A 24,185-nucleotide genomic window follows, 5' to 3' on the forward strand; every position below is an offset into this window, starting at 1 on the left:
TGCTTGGTAACAATAGCGTTTTGGACCCACCTGACCCCATGCCGAACTCAGTAGTGAAACGAAACAGCGCCGATGATAGTGTAGCATTTGCTATGTGAAAGTAGGACATTGCCAGGCTCCAAATTTAGTCGAAGGACTTAAAACTTAATAATTAAAATAAGAAAATTGAAAAGAATTTTCTTGGTAACAATAGCGTTTTGGAACCACCTGACCCCATGCCGAACTCAGTAGTGAAACGAAACAGCGCCGATGATAGTGTAGCATTTGCTATGTGAAAGTAGGACATTGCCAGGATCTAATTAAAGAAAGCCCGACTAGCAATAGTCGGGCTTTTTTACGTTTGCAGGAAAGTGATTTAGCAGTGAGTTAGCAAGGATTATGTTGGCGGGCAAAGGCAGCGCCAATCATTGACTCTTATACGTATAATACCAATCGACTTAAATATTTAACCATTCTAGCGAGCTAAATAAAGCGCTAACTGCGTTATAAATTAACAACTACATGTTAAAATTTATGCCTTGCTATCACTCTATTTATCTGTCGCTATAAATGGTCAGTAACTTAACACGATTGGTATAAGATCATTTTATTGTTTTGAAAAACTCGCAAACTCACTATAAAACTTGCGTTTAGGCCTCTACCTATGCGATAAAATCATTATATTTATCATACAAATAGTGGGGCTTCATGGCACGTAAAAAAACAACTAAATCAAAAGGTTCATCAGGACTCAATCGTAAAAACAGTGAAAGCTTCATAGTTAAATTTAGTAATCATGCTGATACTCAACTGTGTGCTTCTGGTTTGATGTATAAAGTAATAGATGAGATCTCTGGTGAGCGAGTAACTGACACTGATACCGTGGTCATCAATCAGCGTATTATGCTTGCTGATGGCAGCGTAATAGCTGATAGTTATAAAGCTGGAATGCCTGAAGTATTTACCTTAGATGAGGCAATCGAAGGATTACGAGAAGGTATTTTATTGATGTCGGTTGGTTCTCGCTATGAATTTGTAATTCCTGCAGAGCTGGCGTGGGGACGCAAGGGGAATGGTGGAAAAATAGGAGCTAATGCCGTTCTACATTTTGATGTGCGCTTAATCCGTTTAGGATGACCATTATGCTATAGTTAAAAGTACTTTTCTTTAATGTAAGAGGGTTTTATGCCGCCATTTTCTAGTCGCGTTTACTTATTACGCCATGGCGAATTGATTGAGCAAGGAGTCTTGGCCGGACAGACAGATTTTTTACTCAGTGAACTTGGCCGTGCGCAATTACATCAAGCGTGCAGTGAGCTAACTAATATTGAGCTTGTACAAAGTTCGACTTTGAAACGTTGTAGCGAATTTGCCAGATCTTTTAGCCATGCCCAGCAAATACCACTTTTTCTGACCGATCAGCTCCGAGAGTTTAATTTTGGTGATTGGGATGGCTGTAAATATGATGATTTGTGGCAACAGACGGACTCTCCTAGTATTGGCGATTTCTGGCAAAGCCCTTGGCAAGTAACCCCCCCTCATGGCGAAAGTATGAGGGATTTTTATCAGCGAATAGCAACGTGGTGGCAAACGTTACTAATTGATATTGCAAGTAATCGTACCCAAGCACAATTAGTTTTAACGCATGCCGGAGTGATCAAGCAACTATTAGGTATTATTTGTCGGTTACCAAAAGAGTCGAATCAGCAAAACATATTTTCAATCGGTTATGGGAAGCTCATTTGTATTGATATTTACATAGATGATAGCGATAAAGCATGGCCAAGAATTGTGTTTTAAAATACTATTTTTAGCCGTCTAGAAAGATATTAATTGAAATATTTACTCACCCGCCCATAATAGAGCCTTATGTATTTTGGAATGGGGTGTAACTCCTCAACTGTTCCCGCAACTGTAAGTCGCAAGCGCGATAAGTCAGATACAAAATACGTTAATTTATTACCTATTGAGCGGGCTAACTCTTCTATTATCACCATGATCATAATGGTTTGTAGTGTATTGGGTTTAGCTATTGCTAGAGAGATAACACATTGCAAATACCAGCAGTAATTGATCCCCCTTTACTTGAAGTAGCTAATTTATCGTGGTCGGTGGCAAATACCGCCATTTTGCACGATATTAATTTTGCAATAAAACCAGGCCAGTTTATCGGTTTGTTAGGGCCTAATGGCGCAGGTAAATCAAGTTTATTGCGTTGTTTATACCGTTACACTAAACCAGTGTGCGGTGAGGTTATATTTGCAGGGAAAAATATTTGGCAGCTAAGTGCGGATGAATATGCCAAGCAGGTTGCTGTGGTGCTGCAAGAAACACCTTCGCAATTTAATCTATCGCTTTTTGATGTAGTGAGTCTTGGCCTTACGCCGCATAAAAGCTTATTTAGTTCGACAACTAAAAATGATCAACAAATTATTTTTCAGGCGATTGAGCAAGTTGGCTTGAGCCATCATTTACAGCAATCGTTTGATTCCCTTTCCGGTGGCGAGAAGCAACGCGCATTGATAGCACGTTCAATTGTACAAAGCCCTCAATTATTAATTATGGACGAGCCTACCAGCCACTTAGATATTAAATATCAAATTCAATTAATGGAGTTGGCTAAATCGCTAAATGTAACGGTATTAGCGTCGTTCCATGATCTTAATCTTGCAGCAAGTATGTGTGATGAACTACTGGTGATAAAGCAAGGTAAGTTAGTTGCAACGGGTAGCCCAGAATACGTCATCACGGAAGAAATGCTTAGCGAAGTATTTGGTGTCTGTGCCGAAGTCTCGGCGCATCCACAGAGTAAACAATTAAATAAGGTCATTCCGCGTATTACCTATTTTTACGGTTATCAAGGTGGTGGCGTTGATGCAAAAAAATAATTATTTTGCAGTCAGCGTGGCGTTATTCTTTGCCTTGTCGAGCATTTTTATAGCACTTAGCTTTGGTGCTGCGACCAGTAAATTCATTGATGTATACCACAGTATTATAGGTCAGGGAGATGACTCCTTTATAGCGCGGATCATATGGCAACTGCGAATGCCACGAACATTGTTGGCGTTTTTAGCTGGCTCTGGTTTAGCTATTGCTGGTTTAATTTTACAAACCGTAACCCGTAACCCGTTAGCCGATCCTTACTTGTTTGGTATTTCATCGGGAGCCTCATTTGGTGTGGTATGTTTTATGACACTAACAGGAGTCAGCGCGGGAATAACAATGTCGGCCGCGGCATTTGTTGGTAGTTTATTGACTATGTTATTACTGGTTTTTATTGCCGGACGAGCTGGTCGCGGACAAGTTGAAAGTATGCTCTTGGCTGGGGTCGCTTTATCCTTTTTATTCAGTGCCTTTACCAGCTTACTTTTGTATTTTAGTGATCCACAGGCGATCACGGCTATTTTATTTTGGACGCTAGGCAGCTTTGCTCGCGCACAATGGTCAACGTTATGGTTACCCGCTTTAGTTATTATTAGTTGCACCGGGCTGATGATGGGTTTTCGTCGGCAACTAAATGCAATGTTACTAGGTGATGAAAGTGCTGCAACTTTAGGAATACCGGTACAGCGGTTTCGGTTATTAATGTTGGTATTGAGCTCATTGATCACTGCAGTGTTAGTGGCGATGTGTGGTGGTATTGGTTTTGTTGGTTTGATGATCCCGCATATAGTACGGTTTTTTGTGTCGCAAGGCACTATTACTGGTTTGATCATGACGGCTTTAGTTGGCGGTATATTTATGGTGTGGGTTGATGTGCTATCGCGTGTTTTACTTGCAAATCAAGAATTGCCAATCGGTGTTATTACTTCTGCAATAGGCAGTATTTTCTTTTTATCGTTACTTTATTTTCGCAAGCGAGAGAGTTAGTCAGATGTTTAATATACCTACAGTAACTAATCAATTTGGTCACCTCATCATTGATAAGATTAACCAAAAAACTAAACCGCTTGGTGCACTTGGACAGTTAGAACAATGTGCAATACAACTGGTTACTTTGTTTAGTCAAAAAGTGGCAAGCGAAGATGCTTTTAAAACCTTTGCACCTACAATCAAGAAGCCTACTTTGCTGGTATTTGCAGGAGATCATGGTGTTGCTGCACAAGGGGTATCGATAGCGCCCAGTGATGTCACTTCACAAATGGTAGCTAATTTTGTCAGCGGTGGTGCCGCTATTAATGTCTTTTGCCAACAGTTAGGTTGGCAATTAGAAGTGATTGATTGTGGTATTTTGCATCCAGTCACAGCGCCAAGTGTCCATAATTGCCGTCTAGGAAGTATAACAAAGCCACTTAATACAGACATGGCAATGAATACCGCGCAGGTACAGCAAGGCTTTAATAATGCTAAACAGCTGGTGCAGCAGCTCAGTCATAGTGGTTGTAATACAATTGCCTTTGGCGAAATGGGCATAGGTAATACCACCAGTGCAGCAGCGATTATGGCAGCTATGCTGAATTTACCTGCACAGCAGTGTGTTGGCAAAGGCACGGGTGTTAGTGATGATATTGTTACGCGTAAAATAACAGTTGTAGAGCAAGCGCTGGTATTGCATCAGTTACATTTAGCAGATCCTATTTCACTACTTGCAGCGTTAGGTGGCTTTGAAATTGTGCATATTACGGGAGCTATGTTGGCTGCGGCTGAGCAAGGCATGGCTGTAGTAGTTGATGGCTTTATTTGTAGTGCTGCGGCAATGGCCGCAATTAATATTAACCCAGCAGTGAAAGATTATTTAATTTTTGCACATTGCTCAAATGAGCAAGGCCATCGACTGATGTTAAACGCACTCGATGTTAAGCCACTGCTGCAACTTGATTTACGCTTGGGTGAAGGCACTGGCGCTGCGTTAAGTTTACCATTATTGCAAGCCGCACTTGGTTTTTATAATCAGATGGCTAGTTTTGCTGATGCTGGTGTTGAGCAGGTTGTCAGTTAATGCCTAACCTAGAGGCAAATAAAGTAACGCAATGGCAGTTACTGTTATTAGCAATTAGCTTTTTAACCCGGCTACCGGTGCAGTTGCGCTTTAATGTAAGCGGTGCTCATTTAAATCAAGCAAGTCGCTATTTTGCTTTAGTGGGTTTACTGCTTGGTGGATTATTAGCACTCAGCTACGGCATTTTTCAATTACTGTTACCAGCATCAATAAGTGTATTACTAATGATGGCGGTCGGGTTGTTATTAACAGGCGCATTTCATGAAGATGGCTGGGCCGATGTATGGGATGGTTTTGGCGGTGGTTGGCAGGTGTCGCAAAAGCTTGCCATTATGAAAGACAGTCGTCTTGGTACTTATGGTGCAGCGGCATTATTTATTATGCTGCTGGTTAAATTTCAAAGCCTACTCTTTCTTAGTGAGTCATTGATTACTGTATTGAGTGCAATTGTTATCGGGCAATGTGTAAGCCGAGTAGTGGCAACCAGTTTAATTATGGGGATGGAGTATGTAAGTGAGGATGCGACTTCAAAAGTAAAGCCGCTTGCTATGCACCTATCGGTCACTAGTTTAGTTATGTTACTTGTAACCGCCGCTACTTTACTGGTTAGCTTGATTGCTGTTGGTGTATTGTTATGGCAAACCGTATTCATTCTTATCGCAGTATTACTGATCCTAAGAGTCATTTTGATCCGCTGGTTTAAACAGCAGTTAGGTGGTTACACTGGCGATTGTTTAGGTGCGGCGCAGCAGCTAAGTGAAATTGCCATTTACTTGACTTTCGTGAGTGTATTATGAACGCTAACCACACATTTATTTTAGGCGGCGCACGCAGTGGAAAAAGCCGCTTTGCTGAACAGCTTGCACAGCAAAGCAATAAAAGCGTTATTTACCTCGCAACGGCGCAAGCCCACGATACTGAAATGCAAGATCGTATAGTCCATCATCAACAACAGCGCCCTGTCGATTGGCCGTTAGTTGAGGAGCCAATTGCATTGGCTGAAGCGTTACAAACACATAGCAGCAAAGATAACTGTATTTTAGTTGATTGCTTAACCTTATGGTTAAGTAACTGTTTATGTCACGCCACAAGTGATTGTTGGGATGAACAGAAATCAGCACTACTAAATACCCTTGAAAATTTACCGGGGCAAGTGATTTTTGTCAGTAACGAAGTTGGCCACGGTATTGTGCCTCTGGGCGAGCTAAGCCGCCGGTTTGTAGATGAATCAGGCTGGTTACATCAAGCCATTGCCGCAAAAGCTGCGCGAGTTGAATTTATAATGGCAGGTCTTGCCTTAACACTGAAAGGGCAGTCATGATGAAAACATTAATGGTACAAGGTACGACTTCTGATGCAGGGAAAAGTACTTTAGTTGCAGCATTGTGCCGGGTATTTGTTGAACGCGGGATCAAAGTTGCTCCATTCAAACCGCAAAATATGGCCTTAAACAGCGCTGTAACAGAAGATGGCGGCGAAATAGGTCGTGCGCAAGCACTTCAGGCGATTGCAGCTAAAGTGGCGCCACGGGTTGATTTTAACCCCATTTTACTCAAGCCCAATAGTGATACTGGCGCTCAAGTGATAATTCACGGTAAAGCCATTAGTAATATGGAAGCAGGTGCTTATCATGATTATAAAAAAGTCGCGATGGATGCGGTACTGGCTTCGCAACAGCGTTTAAGCGAAGAGTTTGAGCTACTGGTAGTTGAAGGGGCGGGCAGCCCGGCTGAAATTAATCTACGTGCGGGTGATATTGCTAATATGGGTTACGCCGAAGCGGTTGATTGCCCCGTGATCATTATTGCAGATATAGATAAAGGCGGTGTGTTTGCGCATTTGGTCGGTACTCTTGCGCTATTAAGCGAGTCAGAACAAGCCCGAGTAAAAGGCTTTGTGATCAACCGTTTTCGTGGCGATATAGGCTTATTGCAAGGTGGCCTTGATTGGCTTGAAGAGTACACCGGTAAACCAGTTTTAGGGGTGTTGCCGTATTTACATGATCTCGCCCTCGATGCTGAAGACGCGGTAGCGATAGATAATCAAGTAAGCCAAGCAAAAATAAAAATCGCAGTATTGCTACTTCCTCATATTAGTAACCACACTGATTTTGATGCGCTGCGTTTAAACCCGCAAATTGACATTAATTACATTCGCCATACTCAAGCAATTCCACACGTTGATCTGATCATCATTCCTGGCAGTAAAAATGTTATTAATGATTTAGCCTTTTTAAACAATGAAGGCTGGGGCGAGCAGATTCAGCGTCACTTGCGTTATGGCGGTAAGTTATTAGGTATTTGCGGAGGTTTGCAAATGCTCGGCACAGATATTTATGACCCTGAGGGTGTGGAATCAAGTAAAACACACTGTAAAGCTTTAGGGCTCGCTGATTTTGCCACTCATTTAGGGCAGCATAAAGTACTAACTCAAGCTGCCGGTGTGATCCATCTTGGCGGTCAACAAGCAAAAGTCGCAGGCTATGAAATACACGCCGGTTGTAGCGCAGGCCCAGCATTTAAAAAGCCTTTTTTACAATTTACTCAGCATCCACAGCATGTTGTGCAAGATGGTTTTATATCAGATGATGATTGTATAGCAGGTACTTACTTACATGGCTTATTTGATAGCAGTGCAGCTACGCAACTAATACTGGATTGGGTGTTGCCAAATAGTGGTATTACCCAATTAATAGATATAGACACACATCGCGAGCAGCAATTAACGCGCTTAGCCACGATGTGTAAAGAATATTTAGATTTAGAGAAAATAACGCAAATTTACCAAAACTGGGAAGGAGTTAATCATGAGCGACACACATAACGACAAGCACCAACAACGCCAACAAAAAGTAAAAGATAAAGTTGATGAGCGTATAGCCGCAGCACAAACTGAGAAAGGCGTTTTTCAGGTGATCACTGGTAATGGTAAAGGTAAATCAACCTCAGGGTTTGGCACGGTAACACGTTGTGTAGGCCATGGCATGAAAGCTGCTGTGTGCCAGTTTATTAAAGGTACTTGGCCGTGTGGTGAGCGTAATGTATTGCAAGGCGCAGGGGTTGAATTTGCCATTATGAACACAGGTTTTACCTGGGAGACGCAAAATAAAGAATCAGATACCGCAGCGGCGCAAGCGACTTGGCAAGAAGCAAAACGTATGTTGGCTGACGAATCAATTAATTTAGTATTACTTGATGAAATTACTTATATGATCACCTACGGCTACATTGATTTAGACGAAGCACTCGAAGTGATCGCTAATCGTCCGCCAATGCAATCTTTAATTATTACTGGCCGTGGTGCGCACCGCAAGTTAACTGACTTAGCTGATACTGTTAGTGAAGTGCGCAATGTTAAGCATGCATTTGATGCTGGTGTTAAAGCGCAAATAGGATTTGATTATTAATGGCTACGCTTAGGCTTGTACTCGTTTTATCGCTGGCTCTGTGCTGCTTTAAGCTCGTGGCTGATCCTAACAAGCAGCAATTAAGAATTATCGCCTTGGCCCCGCATATTGTTGAAAACCTCTATACCATCGGCGCTGGTGAGCAAATCGTGGGAACCGTGGAATATGCTGATTTTCCTGCTGCGGCCAATGATATCCCACGTATCGGTGGTCACCAAGGTATTCAAATAGAAAAGCTACTGGCCCTCAAACCTGATTTAGTTTTAGCATGGAAAACGGGTAGCAAAGCTGAGGATTTAGCACGTATTAAAAGTTTTGGCATTGATATAATTTACAGTGACGCGAGTGAAGTAGATAAAGTGCCCAATGAACTGCGCCGTTTAGGTGAGCTTACTGGACATGAGCAATCAGCCGAGCAAGCCGCACTTGAATTTGAGCAGAAAATTGCTGTAATCAAAGCCAAGCAGCAAGGTAAAAGTAAGGTCGCGGTATTTTACCAGCTATGGGCAGAACCGATGATGACGGTGGGTAAAAATACCTGGATCAATCAGTTAATCGAAATTTGCCAAGGTCGTAATGTATTTGCTAGTAGCCGAACTGATTACCCTCTGATAAGTATTGAAAATGTGATCGTGGCAAAACCAGAGATCATTATATTGCCTAATGAAAAGTCACAAGCGCAGCAAACTGTGATTGATTGGACACAATGGCCCGAAGTACCCGCGGTAAAGCACCACCAGTTTATTAGCGTCAATGCTGATTTACTACACCGCTTTACCACGCGTATGTTGGATGGTCTTGCTGATATGTGTACTAAAATAGATGATTCACGCGTTGCAATTAAGGAGCCACAATGAGTGATTGGCAAGACTTTTTAAAAACCGAATGTGCAAAAACTTATATGCAGCAGACGTTGGATACAGTCGCTCAAAAGCGCAGCGAAGGTATTGCTGTATATCCGCCAGAGCAGTATGTATTTAGTGCATTTGATGCAACACCGTTAAGTAATATAAAAGTGGTTATTTTAGGACAAGATCCTTACCACGGCGAAGGACAAGCACATGGTTTGTGTTTTTCGGTATTACCAGAGGTTGGTAAACTTCCTCCCTCATTAAAAAATATCTATAAAGAGCTGGCTACAGATATCGATGGTTTTCGCGTGCCTACGCACGGTTATTTACAACGCTGGGCAGAGCAAGGGGTGTTTTTACTTAATACCGTACTGACTGTTGAGCAAGGCCAAGCCCATTCCCATAAACACTTAGGTTGGGAGCAGTTTACCGATAAGGTTATTGCCCATATTAATCAACACTGTGAAGGTGTGGTATTTATTTTATGGGGTGCTCACGCACAAAAGAAAGGTAAAGGCATTGATAGTACGCGTCACCATATTTTAAATGGCCCGCACCCATCGCCGTTGTCTGCGCATCGTGGCTTCTTTGGTTGCCAGCATTTTTCCGCTACCAATCAGTTATTAACACAGCAAGGGCAAACAGCGATCGATTGGCAAGTTTAGGAATTGTAGGTGCGAGTTTATCCCGCGCAGAATATACGTTAACTGATAAAAACAAAGGCCCTTACTTTATCGGTAAGGGCCTTTTAGTTGGTTAGTAGCTATTGCGAAATTAAAAATCTAATTCATCAATCGCAATATTGTCTGTAAAAAAGTCTAGTTCCTGTAGTTCTTTACGTAAACGTTGCTTGTCTTTTAAAGCTTCGATTTCGCGCCATTTTCTCTTTTTATTTTTCTGAGAGGTCTTTCTTGTTGTATCAGGACCTTCTAATATCTCTAAAATATCGTCTAGGCTATCCATGAACTTCTCCTATTGAATTTTTTGAACCTCGAAAATACCTATACCACAGGCCACACTAAAATAGAATAAAAAAGTGACATTTATGTTACAGGTAAGTGATAAATTAATGAATAGAGATTATTTTCAGGCATAAAAAAACGCCGCAAATGCGACGTTTAATTTAAACGATAAAAGCGATTACATTGCTTTAAAACGCGCTTCTAGTTGCTCTTGTGCATCAGCAAAAGAACGAATACCTTCAGCTAGTTTTTCTGTCGCCATGGCATCTTGATTATGTAACCAACGGAACTGAGCTTCAGTTAGTGGTGCAGGTTTAGGCTCTTTAGCAATATCACTTTCAAGTAAATACTCCTGTGCACCTTCAAGGTTGCCTAGCTCTTCTAAAAGGTTAGGACTGATGGTTAGTTTATCGCAACCAGTTAGTGCGATGATTTCACCGGTGTTACGGAAACTTGCGCCCATAACAACCGTTTTATAATCATGGCGCTTATAAAATTCAAAAATACTGCGTACTGATTGCACGCCTGGATCTTGTAATGGATCGGTTGGTTTTTCTAAGCCGTTAGCAACGTGCCAATCTAAAATACGGCCAACAAATGGTGAAATCAAAAATACGTTAGCATCTGCACAAGCACGGGCTTGAGCATCACTAAATAGCAGCGTTAAGTTACACTTAGTACCTTCTTTTTCAAGTTGCTCTGCGGCTTTAATACCTTCCCACGTTGAGGCAACTTTGATTAAGATTTTATCTTTGCTCACACCTTCTTTTTCATAAAGGCTTAGTAATGTGTGTGCTTTAGCAATTGTTGCTTGAGTATCAAATGATAAACGCGCATCAACTTCTGTTGAAATATAACCCGGCACAATGTCACTGATCTCTTTACCTAGTAATACAGCAAAGTAGTCACAGGCTAGTTCTAATTGTTTAGCAGCGTCTTGCTCGGTTTCTTTAGCATAACTCCACGCTTTATCTAAATACGGCTTATAGGCTTCAATTTCACTGGCTTTTAATAGCAATGAAGGGTTAGTTGTTGCATCTTCCGGTTGGTGTTTTTTAATCGCTTCAATATCACCAGTGTCGGCCACGATAGATGAATGTTGTTTGAGCCTTTGTAGAGCTGAAGTCATTTGCTTTCCTCATTCCAAGCAAGTTAAAAGAAAATCTACTGTAACTACCTTATACTGCAGCACTGTGACAGCGCTTAATAGGTCTTATGTCCGTATCAGTGAAGAACGAAGGTGCATAGCATAATTTGCTGTGCTAATAAGGTAGGTATCATACCAATCAATTCTAACTAATTGATATAAACAAAACGTGCTTTTCGTTTCATTTAATGTTGAAATTGACATTAAATAATTTCCAAGTCAATAGCTAACTATGATCACTGTTATTTCACCTGCAAAAAATTTAGATTTCGAGAGCCAAGCAAGCACTGATAAATTCACGCAACCTGAGTTACTTGAGCACAGCGAAGAGTTGATGAAGGTGTGCCGCGAATTAACGCCGGCACAAATTGGCAGTTTAATGAAAATTAGCGATAAGCTTGCAGGCCTTAATGCTGCGCGCTTTAGTGAGTGGTCGCAACCGTTTACTACCGACAACGCTAAACAAGCAGTGATGGCTTTTAATGGCGATGTATATGGTGGTTTAGATGCAAACAGCTTAACTGCCGGGCAACTTGATTACGCGCAAAGTCACCTACGTATTTTGTCAGGCCTTTACGGGTTATTAAAACCACTTGATTTAATGCAAGCGTATCGCTTAGAAATGGGCACTAAGCTTGATAACAGCCGTGGTAAAAACCTCTATGAATTTTGGGGCAGTATTATTGCTGATAAACTAAATAGCGTACTCGCTGAGCAAGATAGCCAATATCTAGTAAATTTAGCATCAAACGAGTATTTTAAAGCGGTTGATAAAAAAGCCTTAAACGCGCAAATCATTACTCCACACTTTAAAGACTGTAAAAACGGCCAATATAAAATTATCAGCTTTTATGCTAAAAAAGCGCGCGGCTTGATGGCTCGCTACATTATTGAGAATAAAGTTACCCAGTTAAGCGATTTAAAAAAGTTTACTGTTGATGGTTACTACTACAGTAGCGAAGCGACCCAAAAAGAGCTGGAGCCAGTATTTCTAAGAGATGAACAAAACTAGTTATTAATCTGTTTAAAAGCCATGCAATGCATGGCTTTTTAGTTTTGGCGCTTATTTTGCAATAACCTGACACTATTTATAAAATAATCAAGGTTAAGCAATGCTAAAAATACCTTCTATCAGCGATGCCGAAAAACTTATTGAAGAAAAACTCGGTGGCTGGTTTGATGTCGTAATAAGTCATATACCTAATTTTATAGTGGCGGTGATCATCGCCATTGTTTTCTCAATTCTCGCGCGTTTTTTAGGTTCGATGATGCGCAATGTTTTACGCCGCTCGTTAGACTCCCAACAAATTGCAGACTTAATGGCATCGATATTCAAGATGATAGTACTGTGTGTTGGGTTATTTGTTGCCCTCGATTTTATAGGGCTAAAAGGCACTGTAACGTCATTACTGGCTGGTGCTGGGATTGTTGGTTTAGCAATTGGTTTTGCCTTTCAAGATATGACCGAGAACCTAATAGCTGGTATTGCTATGGGTATTCGCAAACCCTTTAAAACAGGCGATGTTATAAAAACCGATGATGTGTTTGGCAATGTGCGCTCAATAAATTTGCGTAACACGCTTATCGAAAACTTTTATGGGCAACTGATTTTAGTGCCTAACAAAATACTTTTTCGTAATGTATTACGTAATTACAGTACCTTAGGTGTACGCCGCATTGAAGTGCCGGTGGGCATTTCATATGGTGATGACCCAGAGCTGGCAGCTGAGGTGATAGTTAAAAAAATCAATGAATTTGATTTTGTAATTAAACAAGACGAAACCGCTGTTTATGCTGAAGGGTTTGGCGACAGTAGTGTCAACTTACTGGTGTGGTTTTGGATAAAATACCCCGGCGAGGCAGACTTTATGACCGTACGCCATAAAGCAATTGTGGCAGTCAAACAAGCGCTAAGTGACGCTGATATTAGTATTCCATTCCCAATTCGCACCCTTGATTTTGGTATTAAAGGCGGTGAAAAACTCGATGCGATGATCACTGAAAAGCGCCAGCACTCAGAACAATAAATGGTTCTATCAACAGGTAATATTTACCTGTTGATAGTGCTAATTTACACAAATTTACAGCTGGTAATACAGTTGTTGATTGGCGCATATTTACCAGTATTAAGTTTTCTACTGATAGACAGCATTTATGGCGAAGCATCAAAACAAGTAAAAGGCAGTGGTCATAGTTTAGTTATCGCTAGCCGATTATCTACTGCACTTATTAGACACGAGCTAAAACTAAGGCTAGTGTCTAATAAGTAAAGTCGAAGGTAAAATTAATGAATAACATTAAAGTGAGCAATGAAGAACCAAGTAGCCCATGTATTCGGCATTGTTGTTTGGATAAAAACGATACCTGTATCGGTTGCTTTAGAACCCTTGATGAAATTCTCGCGTGGCACAGTGCAAGCCCTGCACAAAAGCTACAGGTTCTTAATGAATGCCAAAATCGCAAAAACGCGCAACATAAATAATCACTTTGTAGAGCAAACTGCAGTCTGAAAAAGCTAACCCCAAACTTCAAGATTTCGTAATAAAGATAAAAACCGTATACTCGTTTTACCGCTCTGTACTGCCCGTTAATAAACACTCCAACACACACAAAGAATAAGTTAGCGATACACTCGTGCCACTGCATTTGTGCTAAGCATCCATAATCGATGGTGTTTTTGAATTTTTGATTGCATACGTATTCAATTTTCATTTTGTGAGAATCCCTCTACTGTTAATTCTTTGTAAATAAATAATACCTATTACTTGACAACACAACGGAACACACAATGAAAATTAAAAAAATAGTAACCACTATTGGGCTAAGTATTGGCCTAAGTGCTACGTCGATTGCAAATGCAACACCAACAACATTCGTCCATCTATTTGAATGGAACTGGCAAGATGTAGCCCTCGAATGTGAACAATACTTAGGACCTAAAGGCTATGCTGCGGTACAGGTATCGCCGCCTAATGAACATATACAAGGCAGCCAATGGTGGACGCGTTATCAACCTGTCAGTTACCTATTGCAAAGCCGAGGCGGTAACCGCGAGCAGTTTATTGATATGGTTAATCGCTGTAATGCCGCTGGCGTTGATATTTATGTAGATACTTTAATCAATCATATGGCTGCAGGCAGTGGTACAGGTACCGCTGGTAATACCTATGGTAATAAACAATACCCAATTTATAGCCCACAAGACTTTCACACCAGTTGCACCATTAATGGCTCTGACTACGGCAACGATCGTTACCGAGTACAAAACTGTGAGTTAGTTGGACTAGCAGATTTAGATACCGCTGCAACGTATGTCCAAAATACATTAGCGGCTTACATTAATGAATTACAAGCCATTGGTGTTAAGGGGTTTCGGTTTGATGCCTCTAAACATGTTGCAGCCAGTGATATTCAAAGTTTAATGGCGAAAGTGAATGGCTCGCCAGTGGTCTTTCAAGAAGTAATTGATCAAGGTGGCGAGGCTGTTGCTGCCTCTGAGTATTTAGCGTCAGGTTTAGTTACGGAGTTTAAATACAGCACTGAACTTGGCAATACCTTTAGAAATGGCTCGCTCGCATGGTTAAGTAATTTTGGTGAAGGGTGGGGGTTTATGCCAAGTGCATCAGCTGTAGTATTTGTAGATAATCATGATAATCAACGCGGTCATGGTGGTGCCGGTAATGTAATTACCTTTGAAGATGGCCGCTTGTACGACTTAGCAAACGTATTTATGTTGGCTTACCCGTATGGTTATCCAAAAGTAATGTCTAGTTACGACTATCATGGTGACACAGATGCTGGTGGTCCAAGCGTACCTGTGCATAACAACGGTAATTTAGAATGCTTTGCGAGTAATTGGCAATGTGAGCATCGTTGGGCATACATTGCAGGTGGCGTAGATTTTAGAAATAATACGGCTGATAGCTGGGCAACAACCAATTGGTGGGATAATACTAACAATCAAATAGCCTTTGGTAGAGGAAGTTCAGGTCATGTTGCCATTAATAAAGAAGGCTCAACACTCAATACCACCGTGCAAACAGATATGGCTCCAGGGCAATACTGTAACGTGCTAAAAGGAGCGCTGAGTAATGATGCAACAAGTTGTACTGGTGAAGTTATTACTGTTAATGCAAATGGCACTATAAACTTAAATGTAGCCGCGTGGGATGCAATGGCTATTCATAAAAATGCCAAGTTAACCACTAACTCAACCCCTGATCCTCAGAGTGATTGGCAGCGAACTGTGATATTTATTAACGCACAAACGCAAACTGGCCAAGATATGTTTATTCGCGGCGGAATTGACCATGTTTATGCAAACACAAACCTTGGGCGTAACTGCCAAACAAGCAACTTTGAATGTGCTATGCCAATTCGCCATAATAATTTGCAAAGTGCCACTACCAGTCCTTGGAAAGCAAACGATAATTACCTAGATTGGTATGGTATTGAAACGGGCCAAAGTAGTGAGGCGCAAGGGACCGCAACCGATTGGACAACTAATATTTGGCCAGCAACTTGGGGAGCAGAAAAAACCGTTGCTAATGATGGCTTTGGTGTTACACCACTGAATATTTGGGGTGAACATTATTGGCTGCTTGATGTTGATATGGATTGCAGCAAAGCGGTTAATGGATGGTTTGAGGTAAAAGCGTTTATTAAAAATGGTCAGGGCTGGGAGGGCAATATCGCGCAAGCAACCCCCCCTTATGCTAGTACTAATCATGTTGCTCAATGCGGCAAAATTAATAAATTTGAGTTTAATAATTCAACGGTAGAAATACGCAATTTCTAATTTTATTACAGATAAATCCCAGCTAAACCATAAGTATGCGTTTAGCTGGGATTTTACTTTGTAAGTCATGTTCTGGAGATTTGCGTTTTCTGTGTTTTAAGTAAACCTAAGTTGAATCACCAGAAAATCAGTTGCTTTAACTCTTTAATCTTTAGCCTAGCAGCTTTAAACTCTTCAATCTCTCACCTGCATTTTATTTTCTATGATTGCTACACCTTGGGTGTTTTCTAAAAACTTTTGTGCCAGTGCGCGTTCAAAGCCGGTTTCGGTTAGACCATAAATGGCTACTTTGTTGCCATCAACGTGTACTCGCAGTTGCGAGAGGTTTAGGTTTGGATTGCTGCGCAGTTTATCAATTATAGTCTGCTGTAGTGTTGGTTGAGGAGAAACGCTGCTGATCATAATTGTACTAGTGGCTGCACTGACTTGCGTTGCGCAGGCGAGTAAAAATACACAGCAAAGTGATACCAATGATACAGTTAATTTGAAGCGGTCCATGATTTCCCTCATAACATCTATTGTATGTGTTTAGTGAATAGTAAGCTTACTGTTACAATATTTATTCCAACTTTAACGTATTGAAATTGAAGGGGTATTTTAAGTTCGGGTAATGTTTTTGGAATTTTTTACATTCAACTGAGTAAAAAGTACGGCGATTAGCTAACTAATTTAGATTTGTAGTTGCTGTTTAGCGCAGCTCAGCTATAGCGATGCAATATATTTTTTGTTAAGTGATGGTCGTAGCTGCAAGCTTGTAATGAGCAAGCTAAATGGGGAGCACAAGATAATTAATTTGCATGACTGCTATGAGAGGGTTTAATAACTTACTGCGAGTAGGTAAAACTGAATGTAAAAAGCCGAGACTATGATAAGTCTCGGCTTTTTATGTAGCGTCAAAGCAGATGAATTATTTCTTTTTCTTAGCTTTTGCTTTGGCCTTTTTACGGGCTTTGATTTTTACCGGATCTTTATGTTTTTTGATTGGCGCTTTAGCTTCTTTATGACGCGGCTCAAATCCTTTAACAACACGGCGTTTAAGGCGCAGCTCAATGTAGCGTTCAATTTTGGCTAATACTGCAATGTCATGGGCTTCTACTAACGAAATTGCAATGCCTTTCTTACCTGCGCGAGCAGTGCGGCCAATACGGTGAACATACACGTCTGCTGTACGTGGCATATCAAAGTTGATCACATGACTAATATCAGCCACATCAATACCGCGGGCGGCAACATCAGTCGCAACTAATATTCTTGTACGGCCACTGTGGAAATTTTCCATTGCCTTCATGCGTTTGTCTTGTGGCATCTCGCCACGTAACCAGGCTGCGCGAACCCCAGCATTGGTCAGCTCGCCGACTAATGTTTCTAGGCGATCACGGGTTTTAACAAACACAATAGCTTTGCTTAAGTCTTCACTGTTTAGTATTTCAACCAACATTGCTAATTTATGGTTGTAATCATCAGCAATGTGTACCCATTGGTGGATTTTAGCTTTTTCTTTACGTGAAGATTCAGCTTCTAATAGGGCTGGATCTTTTAAAATTTGCTCTGCAAATCGTTCAACGCTATCGCCTTCAAGAGTGGCTGAGAATAAAAAGCACTGACGACGATTTTTTGCTTCTTCACAAATACGCATCATTTCTTTACGAAAGCCCATGTCTAACATGCGGTCTGCTTCGTCTAAAATAAGCATCTCGACGTTTTCGGCATGAAAGTTTTCGGTTTCTAAATATTCCATTAATCGCCCTGGTGTGGCGATTAATATATCGTTATTTTTTTCAAAAATTTCTTTATGCGTACCGTAGTTAATACCGCCAGTAACAACACCAATTTTAAGGTTAGTGCCTTTAGCAAGTAGTTCACACTGTTCATGAATTTGATAAGCTAACTCGCGCGTTGGAGTCATGATCAAAACACGGGCAAAACCAGGCTCGCGACGCGGGAAATCAAGTAAGTATTGAATCGCCGGGATCAAAAATGCCGCTGTTTTACCAGTACCGGTTGGTGCAGAGGCTAAAATATCACGGCCTTGCAGCGCTTCAGGGATCGCTTGTTGTTGAATGCTAGTTGGGGTTTCGTAACCCATTTTAGCAACGGCTTGTAGTATCTTGTTATCAATATCAAAATCAGAAAATTGCATAGAGTGTCAAAAATAGAGGACAATTGCTGGTAATTATACGCGCTATCCGCCAGTTGGTGAATGAAAAGGTGAAAAAATGTCAGGCTTTGTGTTTAAACAATTTAAAGTAGCGCAAACGCGCAGTGCGATGAAGGTCTCGACGGATGGAATTTTACTCGGTGCATGGGCTGACTTAACTACTTCACAGCGGTTACTTGATATTGGCACAGGTACTGGGTTGTTGGCATTAATGTGCAAGCAACGCAAACCAACTATGCAGGTTAATGCTGTTGAAATTGATGCCAATGCATGTGCTGATGCGCAGCAAAATTTTACAAATAGCCCATGGTCCGATATTAAATTGATGCAAAAAGCTATTCAGCAAGTAACCACCACAACTGAGTTTGATGTTGTGATCAGTAACCCTCCGTATTTTAATGCCAGTTTAAAAGGGCAGGACTTAGCCCGTAATACCGCACGTCATACAGATAGCTTAAGTTTTAGTGAGTTAATCACTGCATTCAAACACCTTAGTCACCAAAATGCTTTTTTAAATGTGATTCTACCTTGCCCAGAAGCGCAGTTGTTTATTGCACAAGCGCAATTACAAGGTTTGTATTTAGTGCGCCATTGTTTAGTACAAACTACTGCCACTAAAGCGCCGAGCAGGAGCTTAATGTGCTTTGCTTATCAGATGCAAGAATGCGAGCTGACCAGCTTAACGATTCATGGTCAAGGGGCTCAATATAGCGATGAGTATATAGCTCTGTGTAAGGATTTTTACTTGAAAATGTAATCATCATTGAATAAAAGGTACATTTATCGCACACTGATGAAAAACCTGAGTGATAGATATGGATAATCAACTACCTAAACCTTTTATTTTTGTACTTTCCTTAGTGCAAGGCATTGTTCTTACTTTGTTATATCGTAGTGTTGAAAATCAGCTATGGCCTGCGACAGAGCCAGTTTGGTTGTTTTCTTTAGTTACTTTTACCATTAGTTTTGTGCTACTGACTTTACTTGCTGTAGAGCAAGCTAATATTAAAAAACTGCTTAGTTACTTGTTACCATTTAGTCTGTTGTTATCACTCCTTGGTGCTTATATTGGTGCTCAGCAATACCCTATTGCGCTGGTTAATAACGATGCTTTAACGGCCATTTTTATATTCACAGCCTTAATTGCCAGCTTTAAAGCACTTATGTATATCCAACAACTGATTGGTAATGAAGCAATTAGTTATAGCCAATTATTCAAGCTCTCATGGCGAAACTTTATTTTATTTGCAGAGTGTTGGTTATTCGTTTTAATTTTCTGGGGAATTTTGCAGTTAGGAGCGGCGCTATTTAATGCGTTAGAGATTACATTTTTCTCTGAGCTACTCAAAAAAGACTGGTTTTGGATCCCAACTTTAACCTTAGCGTTCGGTTTTGCCACGGTGATCTTTAGAGGGGTTATGCATATAGAAGATAACATCTCATTTTTATTGCAAACCTTGATTAAGTTTTTACTGCCAGTACTTACGGTTATTTCTTTAGGCTTTTTAGCGACGCTACCGTTTACGGGGCTAGATAAATTATGGCAAACAGGCAGTGGTAGCTCGTTAGTTTTATGGTTACAGGTACTCACTTTATTTTTTGTGAATACGGTTTATCAATACGCTGCTGATCAGCGACCTTATAAAATTGTAATACACAGGTTAGTATTTTTTGGTATTGCTTTATTACCAATTTACAGTGTGATTGCCGCTTATGGCATTTGGCTTAGAGTTGAACAATACGGGATCACGGTGGGTCGCTGCTGGGCTATTTTAGTGTGTCTTTTACTTGCGTGTTTTTCATTCGGGTATTTAGTCGGGATCGTTAAAAAGCGCGATGCATGGCAACAAGTGCAAAGCAAAGTTAATATTGTGATGGGGGTAGTGATTTTAATATTTATGCTACTAGTGAACTCGCCAGTTTTGAATTTTCAGCGTTTATCTACCGAGAGTCAAATCGCGCGCTTAAATGAAGGTGACGTGAGTATTGAAGAATTTGATTATTATTACTTCTCAAGTAATTTAGGACGCCAAGGCTATCTTGCAATGCAAAAGTTACAAGCGCAAATTCAAAGTACTCATCCAGAGCAAGCAATGATCATTGAGCGAATGTATGTCAACCCAGATAATCCAGAGTTTGAGGCTTTAGCCGAGCAAACATCAATAACAGAGTTTGTTACGCACTCGACGTTTTGGCCTGGGCAGCAGGTGTTTTCGGATGAGTTGATTCAGGCTGTATTCGAGAGCTTACATTTCAACCGCTGGACACCGCTTAAAAGTCATTCATTTTATTTTATCGCCATAGATTTAGATCAAGATGAACAACTCGATTATGTATTTATAGATGAAACGAATAACTCAACTGAAGCTAATCTGTGGTTTCATGATGGTACTCAATGGCAATCAAAATACATGACTATCGATAATCCCGAGCAAATTAAATTACTAAAAACACTGATTGATGCAGATGACATTGAGGTTGCACAACCCAAATATAATGATTTGAAAATTGGCGATGTGCTGTTTAAAGTCAGGAGTGATATTGATTACTAAACAGGGTTTAAGGTCAGAGTGTTCAAAATATTAGTTAGTAATTCAATATAAAGTTCAACGCAATAACGTTTAGCGTAATACATTGAATCACCAAACTAATAAATATTGTTAGGCTAAGTAACAGCAGGAGCATACAGAAAATTATTCTGCTATAGCTCCTGGTATTTCGGTAATTACAGCCAGATACTGGCTTTAATTGGCATCAAATAACTCAAATATTCGGTTGTCACCAGGAGCCGTTTTTACCACTTGCAACAAGGCATTTGCCACGTTTTCACGGCTGACTTTTGCATCTTTACGTTCACTTGGCCGTTGTGTGGTGATTTGCAATGAAGCACTGTCGTTGGTAAGTGAACCTGGGCGTACAATAGTATAATTTAGGCCGCTATTGATTAGATGTTCGTCAGCCATATGTTTAGCAACTAAGTAAGGTTTTAAATCGCTTTCTGTTGCATCAGGATCATCTGCGCCAATTGAACTGACCATAATAAAGTTTTTTATATCATATTGCTTTGCATAATTTACGGCTTTAACCGCAGCCCATAAATCAATTAATAATGTTTTATCATCGCCGGTATTTCCGCCAGAACCGGCAACAAAAATTACCTGTTCGCAGCCTGCAAATGCTTGGCTAAAGTCACCCTCGAGATCTTGCTCGGTCACGCTGAGGTAGGGACTATTTAAATCGCTTAACTTATTTTTATCACGTACGAGAGCGACAACCTGATGCTGATCATTAAGTAGTAACTGTGTCGTTATTTTACCAATCTGGCCACTTGCGCCTATGATTAATGTTTTGCTCATCATTAACTCCTTCAAAAAATAGCTAAATTGCTTACTGTGTTTATAGACCTTGGGGGAGATATTTATTTTTAAAGGGCTAGAACCACTTTATTACTTAAACCAGAGTATTTAGTTTTCATTTTTGTAAAGCTGACTTTCAGCTGATATCGACTAACCTTTATTTAATAAGGTCACACATTTGGAGCGTAAAATGACGGTTTCAGCAATACCAAAGGGGTATCATGCAATTACTCCTTACTTGATAATTAACGGCGCAGCAAAAGCAATCGAGTATTATGAGAAGGTATTTAATGCCCAGCTCATTATGCAAATGCCGCTGCCAGATGGCGGGATTGCTCACGCAGAAATTAAAATTGGTGATTCGCATATTATGCTTTCAGATATGTGCCCTGAAGCGCATTTTAAAAGCCCTGATGAGCTTGGCGGCACGCCTGTGAGCTTAATGCTTTACGTTGCAGATGTAGATGCCGTATTTGCTAATGCGGTTGCCTTAGGTGGTAAAGAAATACGCCCAGTACATGACCAATTTTACGGTGATAGGGCCGGTACATTACAAGACCCATTTGGCCATGTATGGACAATAGGCACTCATAAAGAAGACCTTAGCGATGACGAGATTAGTCAACGCATGGTTGATCTGATCAGTAAAGAAGAAGACGCATAAATTATAGTGGCTGATATCTGATCTCATAGTTTTGAAAAATAGGTTTATATTTCATCTGAAAGACAGCTATGAGTAGTTTTTAATGTGAGTGTCACTTTTATTTTATGTGCTTTATTTTCTTGCATTTATAAATCGTGTTTGTTTTTTCAACAACTCGCGGGGTTATTTCTTGTATTTTACAATAACAAAAAAACAACAAATATAAATCTCTTGATTTACATTTAGATACAGAGTTAGACTAAAAGTATTAAAAAGCTCAAAGGGTTTACTGTCTGCAACTCGCGGGTTTAGATCCTTTGAATAAGCTGTTATATGCAATATAGGGTTTGGTGGATATATGAAATATACAGAGAAATCGGTTACAGTTTTACATGACCAAATCCAAGTTCATTCTGAGCGTTTATGGCGCAGGTATTACTCTTGAGTAAGTTTCACATAGTGTTAAAAATGAAAAATGATAATTCTTGGAAGTGTATATTTAAAGATTTGTCAGAAGTGCAAGTAAGGGATGATTTTATCGAACCTTTTAAAAGAGGTAAAGTCATCGTGAATAATGAACTTATTTCTACTAAAGATATTTATCATGTAGTTATTTCAAAAACAAATATGACCCATCGTGACGAATTGAAGAAAGTACAAACAGATAGCTATCAAAAACTCCAAGAAATGAATGAAAATGGTTCTGCTATTAACGTAGAGGCTGGCAGGTATGATTATGAAATTAAGGATTGTGGCAAAGATATTACCTCAAATTACCTTTATGGAGGTGCAGAAATGGGGGAAGAATCAAATATATTCAAAAACCCAGTGGTATTTATATTAACTGGTGGTTTTCTGGTCGCTATTCTTATAGATTTATATAGCTATTTCTCGCTCAAGGGATGGAACAATGCAAAAATGGAAATTTTACACGATCTTATCTATCCAACACTAGACATTTTAAATTATCTTATCTATCCAATTGCAGGGTTTCTGGTTTTACTTGGGCTATGTTCGATACTAGGGAGGTTAATTACTAAAGATAGTAATGATTCTATTATAGTCACTACATTTCACATCACTACGTCTATTGCTTATCTTTGTCTACACGTTTACGCAATATATGCATTTATTTGGTGGCCGATCATGGCGAGTATTGTAGCTAGCATTATATTACAAAAAATAGTAGGAGAACCAGAATCACCTCAATAATAAGCGTCTCCTATGTGGTAAACTCATAATTTGCATTCTTTCTTAAAAACGAGAAATTTTTTAAATCTTGACTATTATGCGGTCGTTTTCATAGGTAAACTGAATTTAAATGCTTTTTCAGGTTTTGGGGAGGCATGGTTTAACATAGATGAAATAACGAAGTTTAGTCCAAACCTTAAACAACTTGCATCTGAAATGGTTGGAAAAGTAAAATTATTAGGGTCTAAATCTAACAGCAGTGAATACTTAGAAACATTTTTAATTAGATGTTATGTACTTTTACCTACTAAAATAAATGAATTATTGATGTTTATTTAAAATTAGCCGATTATCCATATACCATTACAGAGAAGAATAAATTCGAAAAATATTGGGTGAACACCAACTAAGAAACCATAAAGTAAAATAGTTCTCTGATAGTTTTTTGTAACTATTAAATAGCAACGAGAATGAAATTATCCTGCATGGTGGTGCAGGCATATAATCGGGTAGCCGGAGGTCTCTAACCTCCAGCCCCCACACCACCCATCATGCGGGTCCGCAATGGGCGGTTCATCTCCCGTAATGAATATTGATCCAAATATCTCTTAATGACGCTAAACCTTGTGACTGTAATGGTCAACAAATTCTGTAGAGATTCTAAGCGGCATTTTTTAATTCATTATATTTCTGATGTGGCGTCATATAATTAAGCGTAGAATGCCTACGTTTGTAATTGTAAAACTGAATATAAT

General features: G+C 40.0%; 25 protein-coding genes, 2 rRNA genes and 1 riboswitch. Of the genes, 21 read left to right on the forward strand and 6 right to left on the reverse strand.

What is annotated here, in order from left to right:
* The first annotated feature begins 2 nt into the window (after positions 1–2).
* The 13 genes from rrf (H5201_RS19670) (at position 3) to ung (ending at position 9,840) form a co-directional block, all read left to right on the forward strand.
* Positions 3–117: ribosomal RNA gene (gene rrf / locus H5201_RS19670) — 5S ribosomal RNA — on the forward strand.
* Positions 118–179: 62 nt separating this feature from the next.
* A 5S ribosomal RNA gene (gene rrf / locus H5201_RS19675) occupies positions 180–294 on the forward strand.
* Positions 295–687: 393 nt separating this feature from the next.
* Positions 688–1,116, forward strand: coding sequence for an FKBP-type peptidyl-prolyl cis-trans isomerase (locus H5201_RS19680; protein WP_149983394.1), 429 nt, complete (start codon positions 688–690; stop codon positions 1,114–1,116).
* 48 nt (positions 1,117–1,164) lie between these two features.
* Positions 1,165–1,779 carry a histidine phosphatase family protein gene (locus tag H5201_RS19685; protein ID WP_182762352.1) on the forward strand — a complete coding sequence of 205 codons (615 nt, stop codon included), beginning with the start codon at positions 1,165–1,167 and terminating at the stop codon, positions 1,777–1,779.
* A 40-nt stretch (positions 1,780–1,819) separates the two neighbouring features.
* Positions 1,820–1,945: riboswitch (cobalamin riboswitch) on the forward strand.
* An 85-nt stretch (positions 1,946–2,030) separates the two neighbouring features.
* Positions 2,031–2,867 (forward strand): ABC transporter ATP-binding protein, encoded by an 837-nt coding sequence (locus H5201_RS19690; protein WP_220491373.1) that lies wholly within the window; start codon positions 2,031–2,033, stop codon positions 2,865–2,867.
* Positions 2,854–3,849 (forward strand): iron ABC transporter permease, encoded by a 996-nt coding sequence (locus H5201_RS19695; RefSeq protein ID WP_182719503.1) that lies wholly within the window; start codon positions 2,854–2,856, stop codon positions 3,847–3,849. The genes H5201_RS19690 and H5201_RS19695 overlap by 14 nt, the downstream gene beginning before the upstream one ends.
* Positions 3,850–3,853: 4 nt before the next feature.
* The gene (cobT, locus tag H5201_RS19700; protein WP_182785237.1) at positions 3,854–4,918 is read left to right on the forward strand and encodes a nicotinate-nucleotide--dimethylbenzimidazole phosphoribosyltransferase; all 1,065 of its coding nucleotides are present in this window, start codon (positions 3,854–3,856) and stop codon (positions 4,916–4,918) included.
* Complete coding sequence (locus H5201_RS19705) at positions 4,918–5,715, forward strand: adenosylcobinamide-GDP ribazoletransferase (RefSeq protein WP_182740683.1); 798 nt, start codon at positions 4,918–4,920, stop codon at positions 5,713–5,715. The genes cobT and H5201_RS19705 overlap by 1 nt, the downstream gene beginning before the upstream one ends.
* Positions 5,712–6,239 (forward strand): bifunctional adenosylcobinamide kinase/adenosylcobinamide-phosphate guanylyltransferase, encoded by a 528-nt coding sequence (cobU, locus tag H5201_RS19710; RefSeq protein ID WP_145242903.1) that lies wholly within the window; start codon positions 5,712–5,714, stop codon positions 6,237–6,239. Before H5201_RS19705 ends, cobU begins: the two co-directional genes overlap by 4 nt.
* The gene (locus H5201_RS19715) at positions 6,239–7,741 is read left to right on the forward strand and encodes a cobyric acid synthase (protein WP_182785240.1); all 1,503 of its coding nucleotides are present in this window, start codon (positions 6,239–6,241) and stop codon (positions 7,739–7,741) included. The genes cobU and H5201_RS19715 overlap by 1 nt, the downstream gene beginning before the upstream one ends.
* Positions 7,725–8,324, forward strand: coding sequence for a cob(I)yrinic acid a,c-diamide adenosyltransferase (cobO, locus tag H5201_RS19720; RefSeq protein ID WP_145242905.1), 600 nt, complete (start codon positions 7,725–7,727; stop codon positions 8,322–8,324). The genes H5201_RS19715 and cobO overlap by 17 nt, the downstream gene beginning before the upstream one ends.
* Complete coding sequence (locus H5201_RS19725; RefSeq protein ID WP_182762360.1) at positions 8,324–9,181, forward strand: cobalamin-binding protein; 858 nt, start codon at positions 8,324–8,326, stop codon at positions 9,179–9,181. The genes cobO and H5201_RS19725 overlap by 1 nt, the downstream gene beginning before the upstream one ends.
* Positions 9,178–9,840 (forward strand): uracil-DNA glycosylase, encoded by a 663-nt coding sequence (gene ung / locus H5201_RS19730; RefSeq protein ID WP_145242908.1) that lies wholly within the window; start codon positions 9,178–9,180, stop codon positions 9,838–9,840. Before H5201_RS19725 ends, ung begins: the two co-directional genes overlap by 4 nt.
* Before the next feature lie 109 nt (positions 9,841–9,949).
* Here ung and H5201_RS19735 read toward each other — a convergent pair whose 3' ends face one another.
* Both H5201_RS19735 and tal read right to left on the reverse strand, forming a co-directional pair.
* Positions 9,950–10,138, reverse strand: coding sequence for a DUF3545 family protein (locus tag H5201_RS19735; RefSeq protein WP_145242910.1), 189 nt, complete (start codon positions 10,136–10,138; stop codon positions 9,950–9,952).
* A 177-nt stretch (positions 10,139–10,315) separates the two neighbouring features.
* The gene (gene tal / locus H5201_RS19740; protein ID WP_145242912.1) at positions 10,316–11,266 is read right to left on the reverse strand and encodes a transaldolase; all 951 of its coding nucleotides are present in this window, start codon (positions 11,264–11,266) and stop codon (positions 10,316–10,318) included.
* A 250-nt stretch (positions 11,267–11,516) separates the two neighbouring features.
* Here tal and yaaA point away from each other — a divergent pair, with 250 nt between their 5' ends.
* The 4 genes from yaaA (at position 11,517) to H5201_RS19760 (ending at position 16,082) form a co-directional block, all read left to right on the forward strand.
* The gene (yaaA, locus tag H5201_RS19745; protein WP_182762362.1) at positions 11,517–12,296 is read left to right on the forward strand and encodes a peroxide stress protein YaaA; all 780 of its coding nucleotides are present in this window, start codon (positions 11,517–11,519) and stop codon (positions 12,294–12,296) included.
* Positions 12,297–12,396: 100 nt separating this feature from the next.
* Positions 12,397–13,311 carry a mechanosensitive ion channel family protein gene (locus H5201_RS19750; RefSeq protein WP_145242916.1) on the forward strand — a complete coding sequence of 305 codons (915 nt, stop codon included), beginning with the start codon at positions 12,397–12,399 and terminating at the stop codon, positions 13,309–13,311.
* A 260-nt stretch (positions 13,312–13,571) separates the two neighbouring features.
* Positions 13,572–13,766 (forward strand): DUF1289 domain-containing protein, encoded by a 195-nt coding sequence (locus H5201_RS19755; RefSeq protein ID WP_145242920.1) that lies wholly within the window; start codon positions 13,572–13,574, stop codon positions 13,764–13,766.
* Between the two features lie 306 nt (positions 13,767–14,072).
* Positions 14,073–16,082, forward strand: a complete 2,010-nt coding sequence (locus H5201_RS19760; RefSeq protein ID WP_182785238.1) for an alpha-amylase family protein — start codon at positions 14,073–14,075, stop codon at positions 16,080–16,082.
* A 174-nt stretch (positions 16,083–16,256) separates the two neighbouring features.
* Here H5201_RS19760 and H5201_RS19765 read toward each other — a convergent pair whose 3' ends face one another.
* Together H5201_RS19765 and srmB are read right to left on the reverse strand one after the other, a co-directional pair.
* Positions 16,257–16,580 carry a BON domain-containing protein gene (locus tag H5201_RS19765; RefSeq protein WP_182740689.1) on the reverse strand — a complete coding sequence of 108 codons (324 nt, stop codon included), beginning with the start codon at positions 16,578–16,580 and terminating at the stop codon, positions 16,257–16,259.
* A 409-nt stretch (positions 16,581–16,989) separates the two neighbouring features.
* Positions 16,990–18,222 (reverse strand): ATP-dependent RNA helicase SrmB, encoded by a 1,233-nt coding sequence (gene srmB, locus H5201_RS19770; protein ID WP_145237725.1) that lies wholly within the window; start codon positions 18,220–18,222, stop codon positions 16,990–16,992.
* A 76-nt stretch (positions 18,223–18,298) separates the two neighbouring features.
* On the opposite strand from srmB, the gene H5201_RS19775 reads away from it, so the two are divergent.
* Complete coding sequence (locus tag H5201_RS19775) at positions 18,299–18,997, forward strand: tRNA1(Val) (adenine(37)-N6)-methyltransferase (protein ID WP_149983404.1); 699 nt, start codon at positions 18,299–18,301, stop codon at positions 18,995–18,997.
* Positions 18,998–19,055: 58 nt separating this feature from the next.
* Positions 19,056–20,792, forward strand: a complete 1,737-nt coding sequence (locus H5201_RS19780) for a DUF4153 domain-containing protein (protein WP_182785239.1) — start codon at positions 19,056–19,058, stop codon at positions 20,790–20,792.
* Between the two features lie 192 nt (positions 20,793–20,984).
* Here H5201_RS19780 and H5201_RS19785 read toward each other — a convergent pair whose 3' ends face one another.
* Positions 20,985–21,596: an SDR family oxidoreductase gene (locus H5201_RS19785; RefSeq protein WP_182731851.1), complete on the reverse strand. Its 612-nt coding sequence runs from the start codon at positions 21,594–21,596 to the stop codon at positions 20,985–20,987.
* 190 nt (positions 21,597–21,786) lie between these two features.
* Between H5201_RS19785 and H5201_RS19790 the strand changes: the two genes are divergently transcribed.
* Together H5201_RS19790 and H5201_RS19795 are read left to right on the forward strand one after the other, a co-directional pair.
* Positions 21,787–22,260: a VOC family protein gene (locus H5201_RS19790; protein WP_145237712.1), complete on the forward strand. Its 474-nt coding sequence runs from the start codon at positions 21,787–21,789 to the stop codon at positions 22,258–22,260.
* 447 nt (positions 22,261–22,707) lie between these two features.
* Entirely contained in the window at positions 22,708–23,451 is a 744-nt protein-coding gene (locus H5201_RS19795) for a hypothetical protein (protein WP_182719713.1), read from the forward strand.
* Between the two features lie 639 nt (positions 23,452–24,090).
* On the opposite strand, the gene H5201_RS23570 is transcribed toward H5201_RS19795, so the two are convergent.
* The coding region (locus tag H5201_RS23570) for an IS3 family transposase (protein ID WP_404936147.1) at positions 24,091–24,185 on the reverse strand (95 nt) is incomplete at its 5' end.

The sequence above is a fragment of the Pseudoalteromonas sp. SG43-6 genome (genome assembly GCF_014164365.1).
GTDB lineage: Bacteria > Pseudomonadota > Gammaproteobacteria > Enterobacterales > Alteromonadaceae > Pseudoalteromonas > Pseudoalteromonas rhizosphaerae.

Bases quoted from the DNA above. Each gene is read 5' to 3' on its own strand.
- H5201_RS19680 (WP_149983394.1), top strand. From the start codon at position 688: ATGGCACGTAAAAAAACAACTAAATCAAAAGGTTCATCAGGACTCAAT.
- H5201_RS19685 (WP_182762352.1), top strand. From the start codon at position 1,165: ATGCCGCCATTTTCTAGTCGCGTTTACTTATTACGCCATGGCGAATTG.
- H5201_RS19695 (WP_182719503.1), top strand. From the start codon at position 2,854: ATGCAAAAAAATAATTATTTTGCAGTCAGCGTGGCGTTATTCTTTGCC.
- cobT (WP_182785237.1), top strand. From the start codon at position 3,854: ATGTTTAATATACCTACAGTAACTAATCAATTTGGTCACCTCATCATT.
- H5201_RS19705 (WP_182740683.1), top strand. From the start codon at position 4,918: ATGCCTAACCTAGAGGCAAATAAAGTAACGCAATGGCAGTTACTGTTA.
- cobU (WP_145242903.1), top strand. From the start codon at position 5,712: ATGAACGCTAACCACACATTTATTTTAGGCGGCGCACGCAGTGGAAAA.
- H5201_RS19715 (WP_182785240.1), top strand. From the start codon at position 6,239: ATGAAAACATTAATGGTACAAGGTACGACTTCTGATGCAGGGAAAAGT.
- cobO (WP_145242905.1), top strand. From the start codon at position 7,725: ATGAGCGACACACATAACGACAAGCACCAACAACGCCAACAAAAAGTA.
- H5201_RS19725 (WP_182762360.1), top strand. From the start codon at position 8,324: ATGGCTACGCTTAGGCTTGTACTCGTTTTATCGCTGGCTCTGTGCTGC.
- ung (WP_145242908.1), top strand. From the start codon at position 9,178: ATGAGTGATTGGCAAGACTTTTTAAAAACCGAATGTGCAAAAACTTAT.
- H5201_RS19735 (WP_145242910.1), bottom strand. From the start codon at position 10,138: ATGGATAGCCTAGACGATATTTTAGAGATATTAGAAGGTCCTGATACA.
- tal (WP_145242912.1), bottom strand. From the start codon at position 11,266: ATGACTTCAGCTCTACAAAGGCTCAAACAACATTCATCTATCGTGGCC.
- yaaA (WP_182762362.1), top strand. From the start codon at position 11,517: ATGATCACTGTTATTTCACCTGCAAAAAATTTAGATTTCGAGAGCCAA.
- H5201_RS19750 (WP_145242916.1), top strand. From the start codon at position 12,397: ATGCTAAAAATACCTTCTATCAGCGATGCCGAAAAACTTATTGAAGAA.
- H5201_RS19755 (WP_145242920.1), top strand. From the start codon at position 13,572: ATGAATAACATTAAAGTGAGCAATGAAGAACCAAGTAGCCCATGTATT.
- H5201_RS19760 (WP_182785238.1), top strand. From the start codon at position 14,073: ATGAAAATTAAAAAAATAGTAACCACTATTGGGCTAAGTATTGGCCTA.
- H5201_RS19765 (WP_182740689.1), bottom strand. From the start codon at position 16,580: ATGGACCGCTTCAAATTAACTGTATCATTGGTATCACTTTGCTGTGTA.
- srmB (WP_145237725.1), bottom strand. From the start codon at position 18,222: ATGCAATTTTCTGATTTTGATATTGATAACAAGATACTACAAGCCGTT.
- H5201_RS19775 (WP_149983404.1), top strand. From the start codon at position 18,299: ATGTCAGGCTTTGTGTTTAAACAATTTAAAGTAGCGCAAACGCGCAGT.
- H5201_RS19780 (WP_182785239.1), top strand. From the start codon at position 19,056: ATGGATAATCAACTACCTAAACCTTTTATTTTTGTACTTTCCTTAGTG.
- H5201_RS19785 (WP_182731851.1), bottom strand. From the start codon at position 21,596: ATGAGCAAAACATTAATCATAGGCGCAAGTGGCCAGATTGGTAAAATA.
- H5201_RS19790 (WP_145237712.1), top strand. From the start codon at position 21,787: ATGACGGTTTCAGCAATACCAAAGGGGTATCATGCAATTACTCCTTAC.
- H5201_RS19795 (WP_182719713.1), top strand. From the start codon at position 22,708: ATGAAAAATGATAATTCTTGGAAGTGTATATTTAAAGATTTGTCAGAA.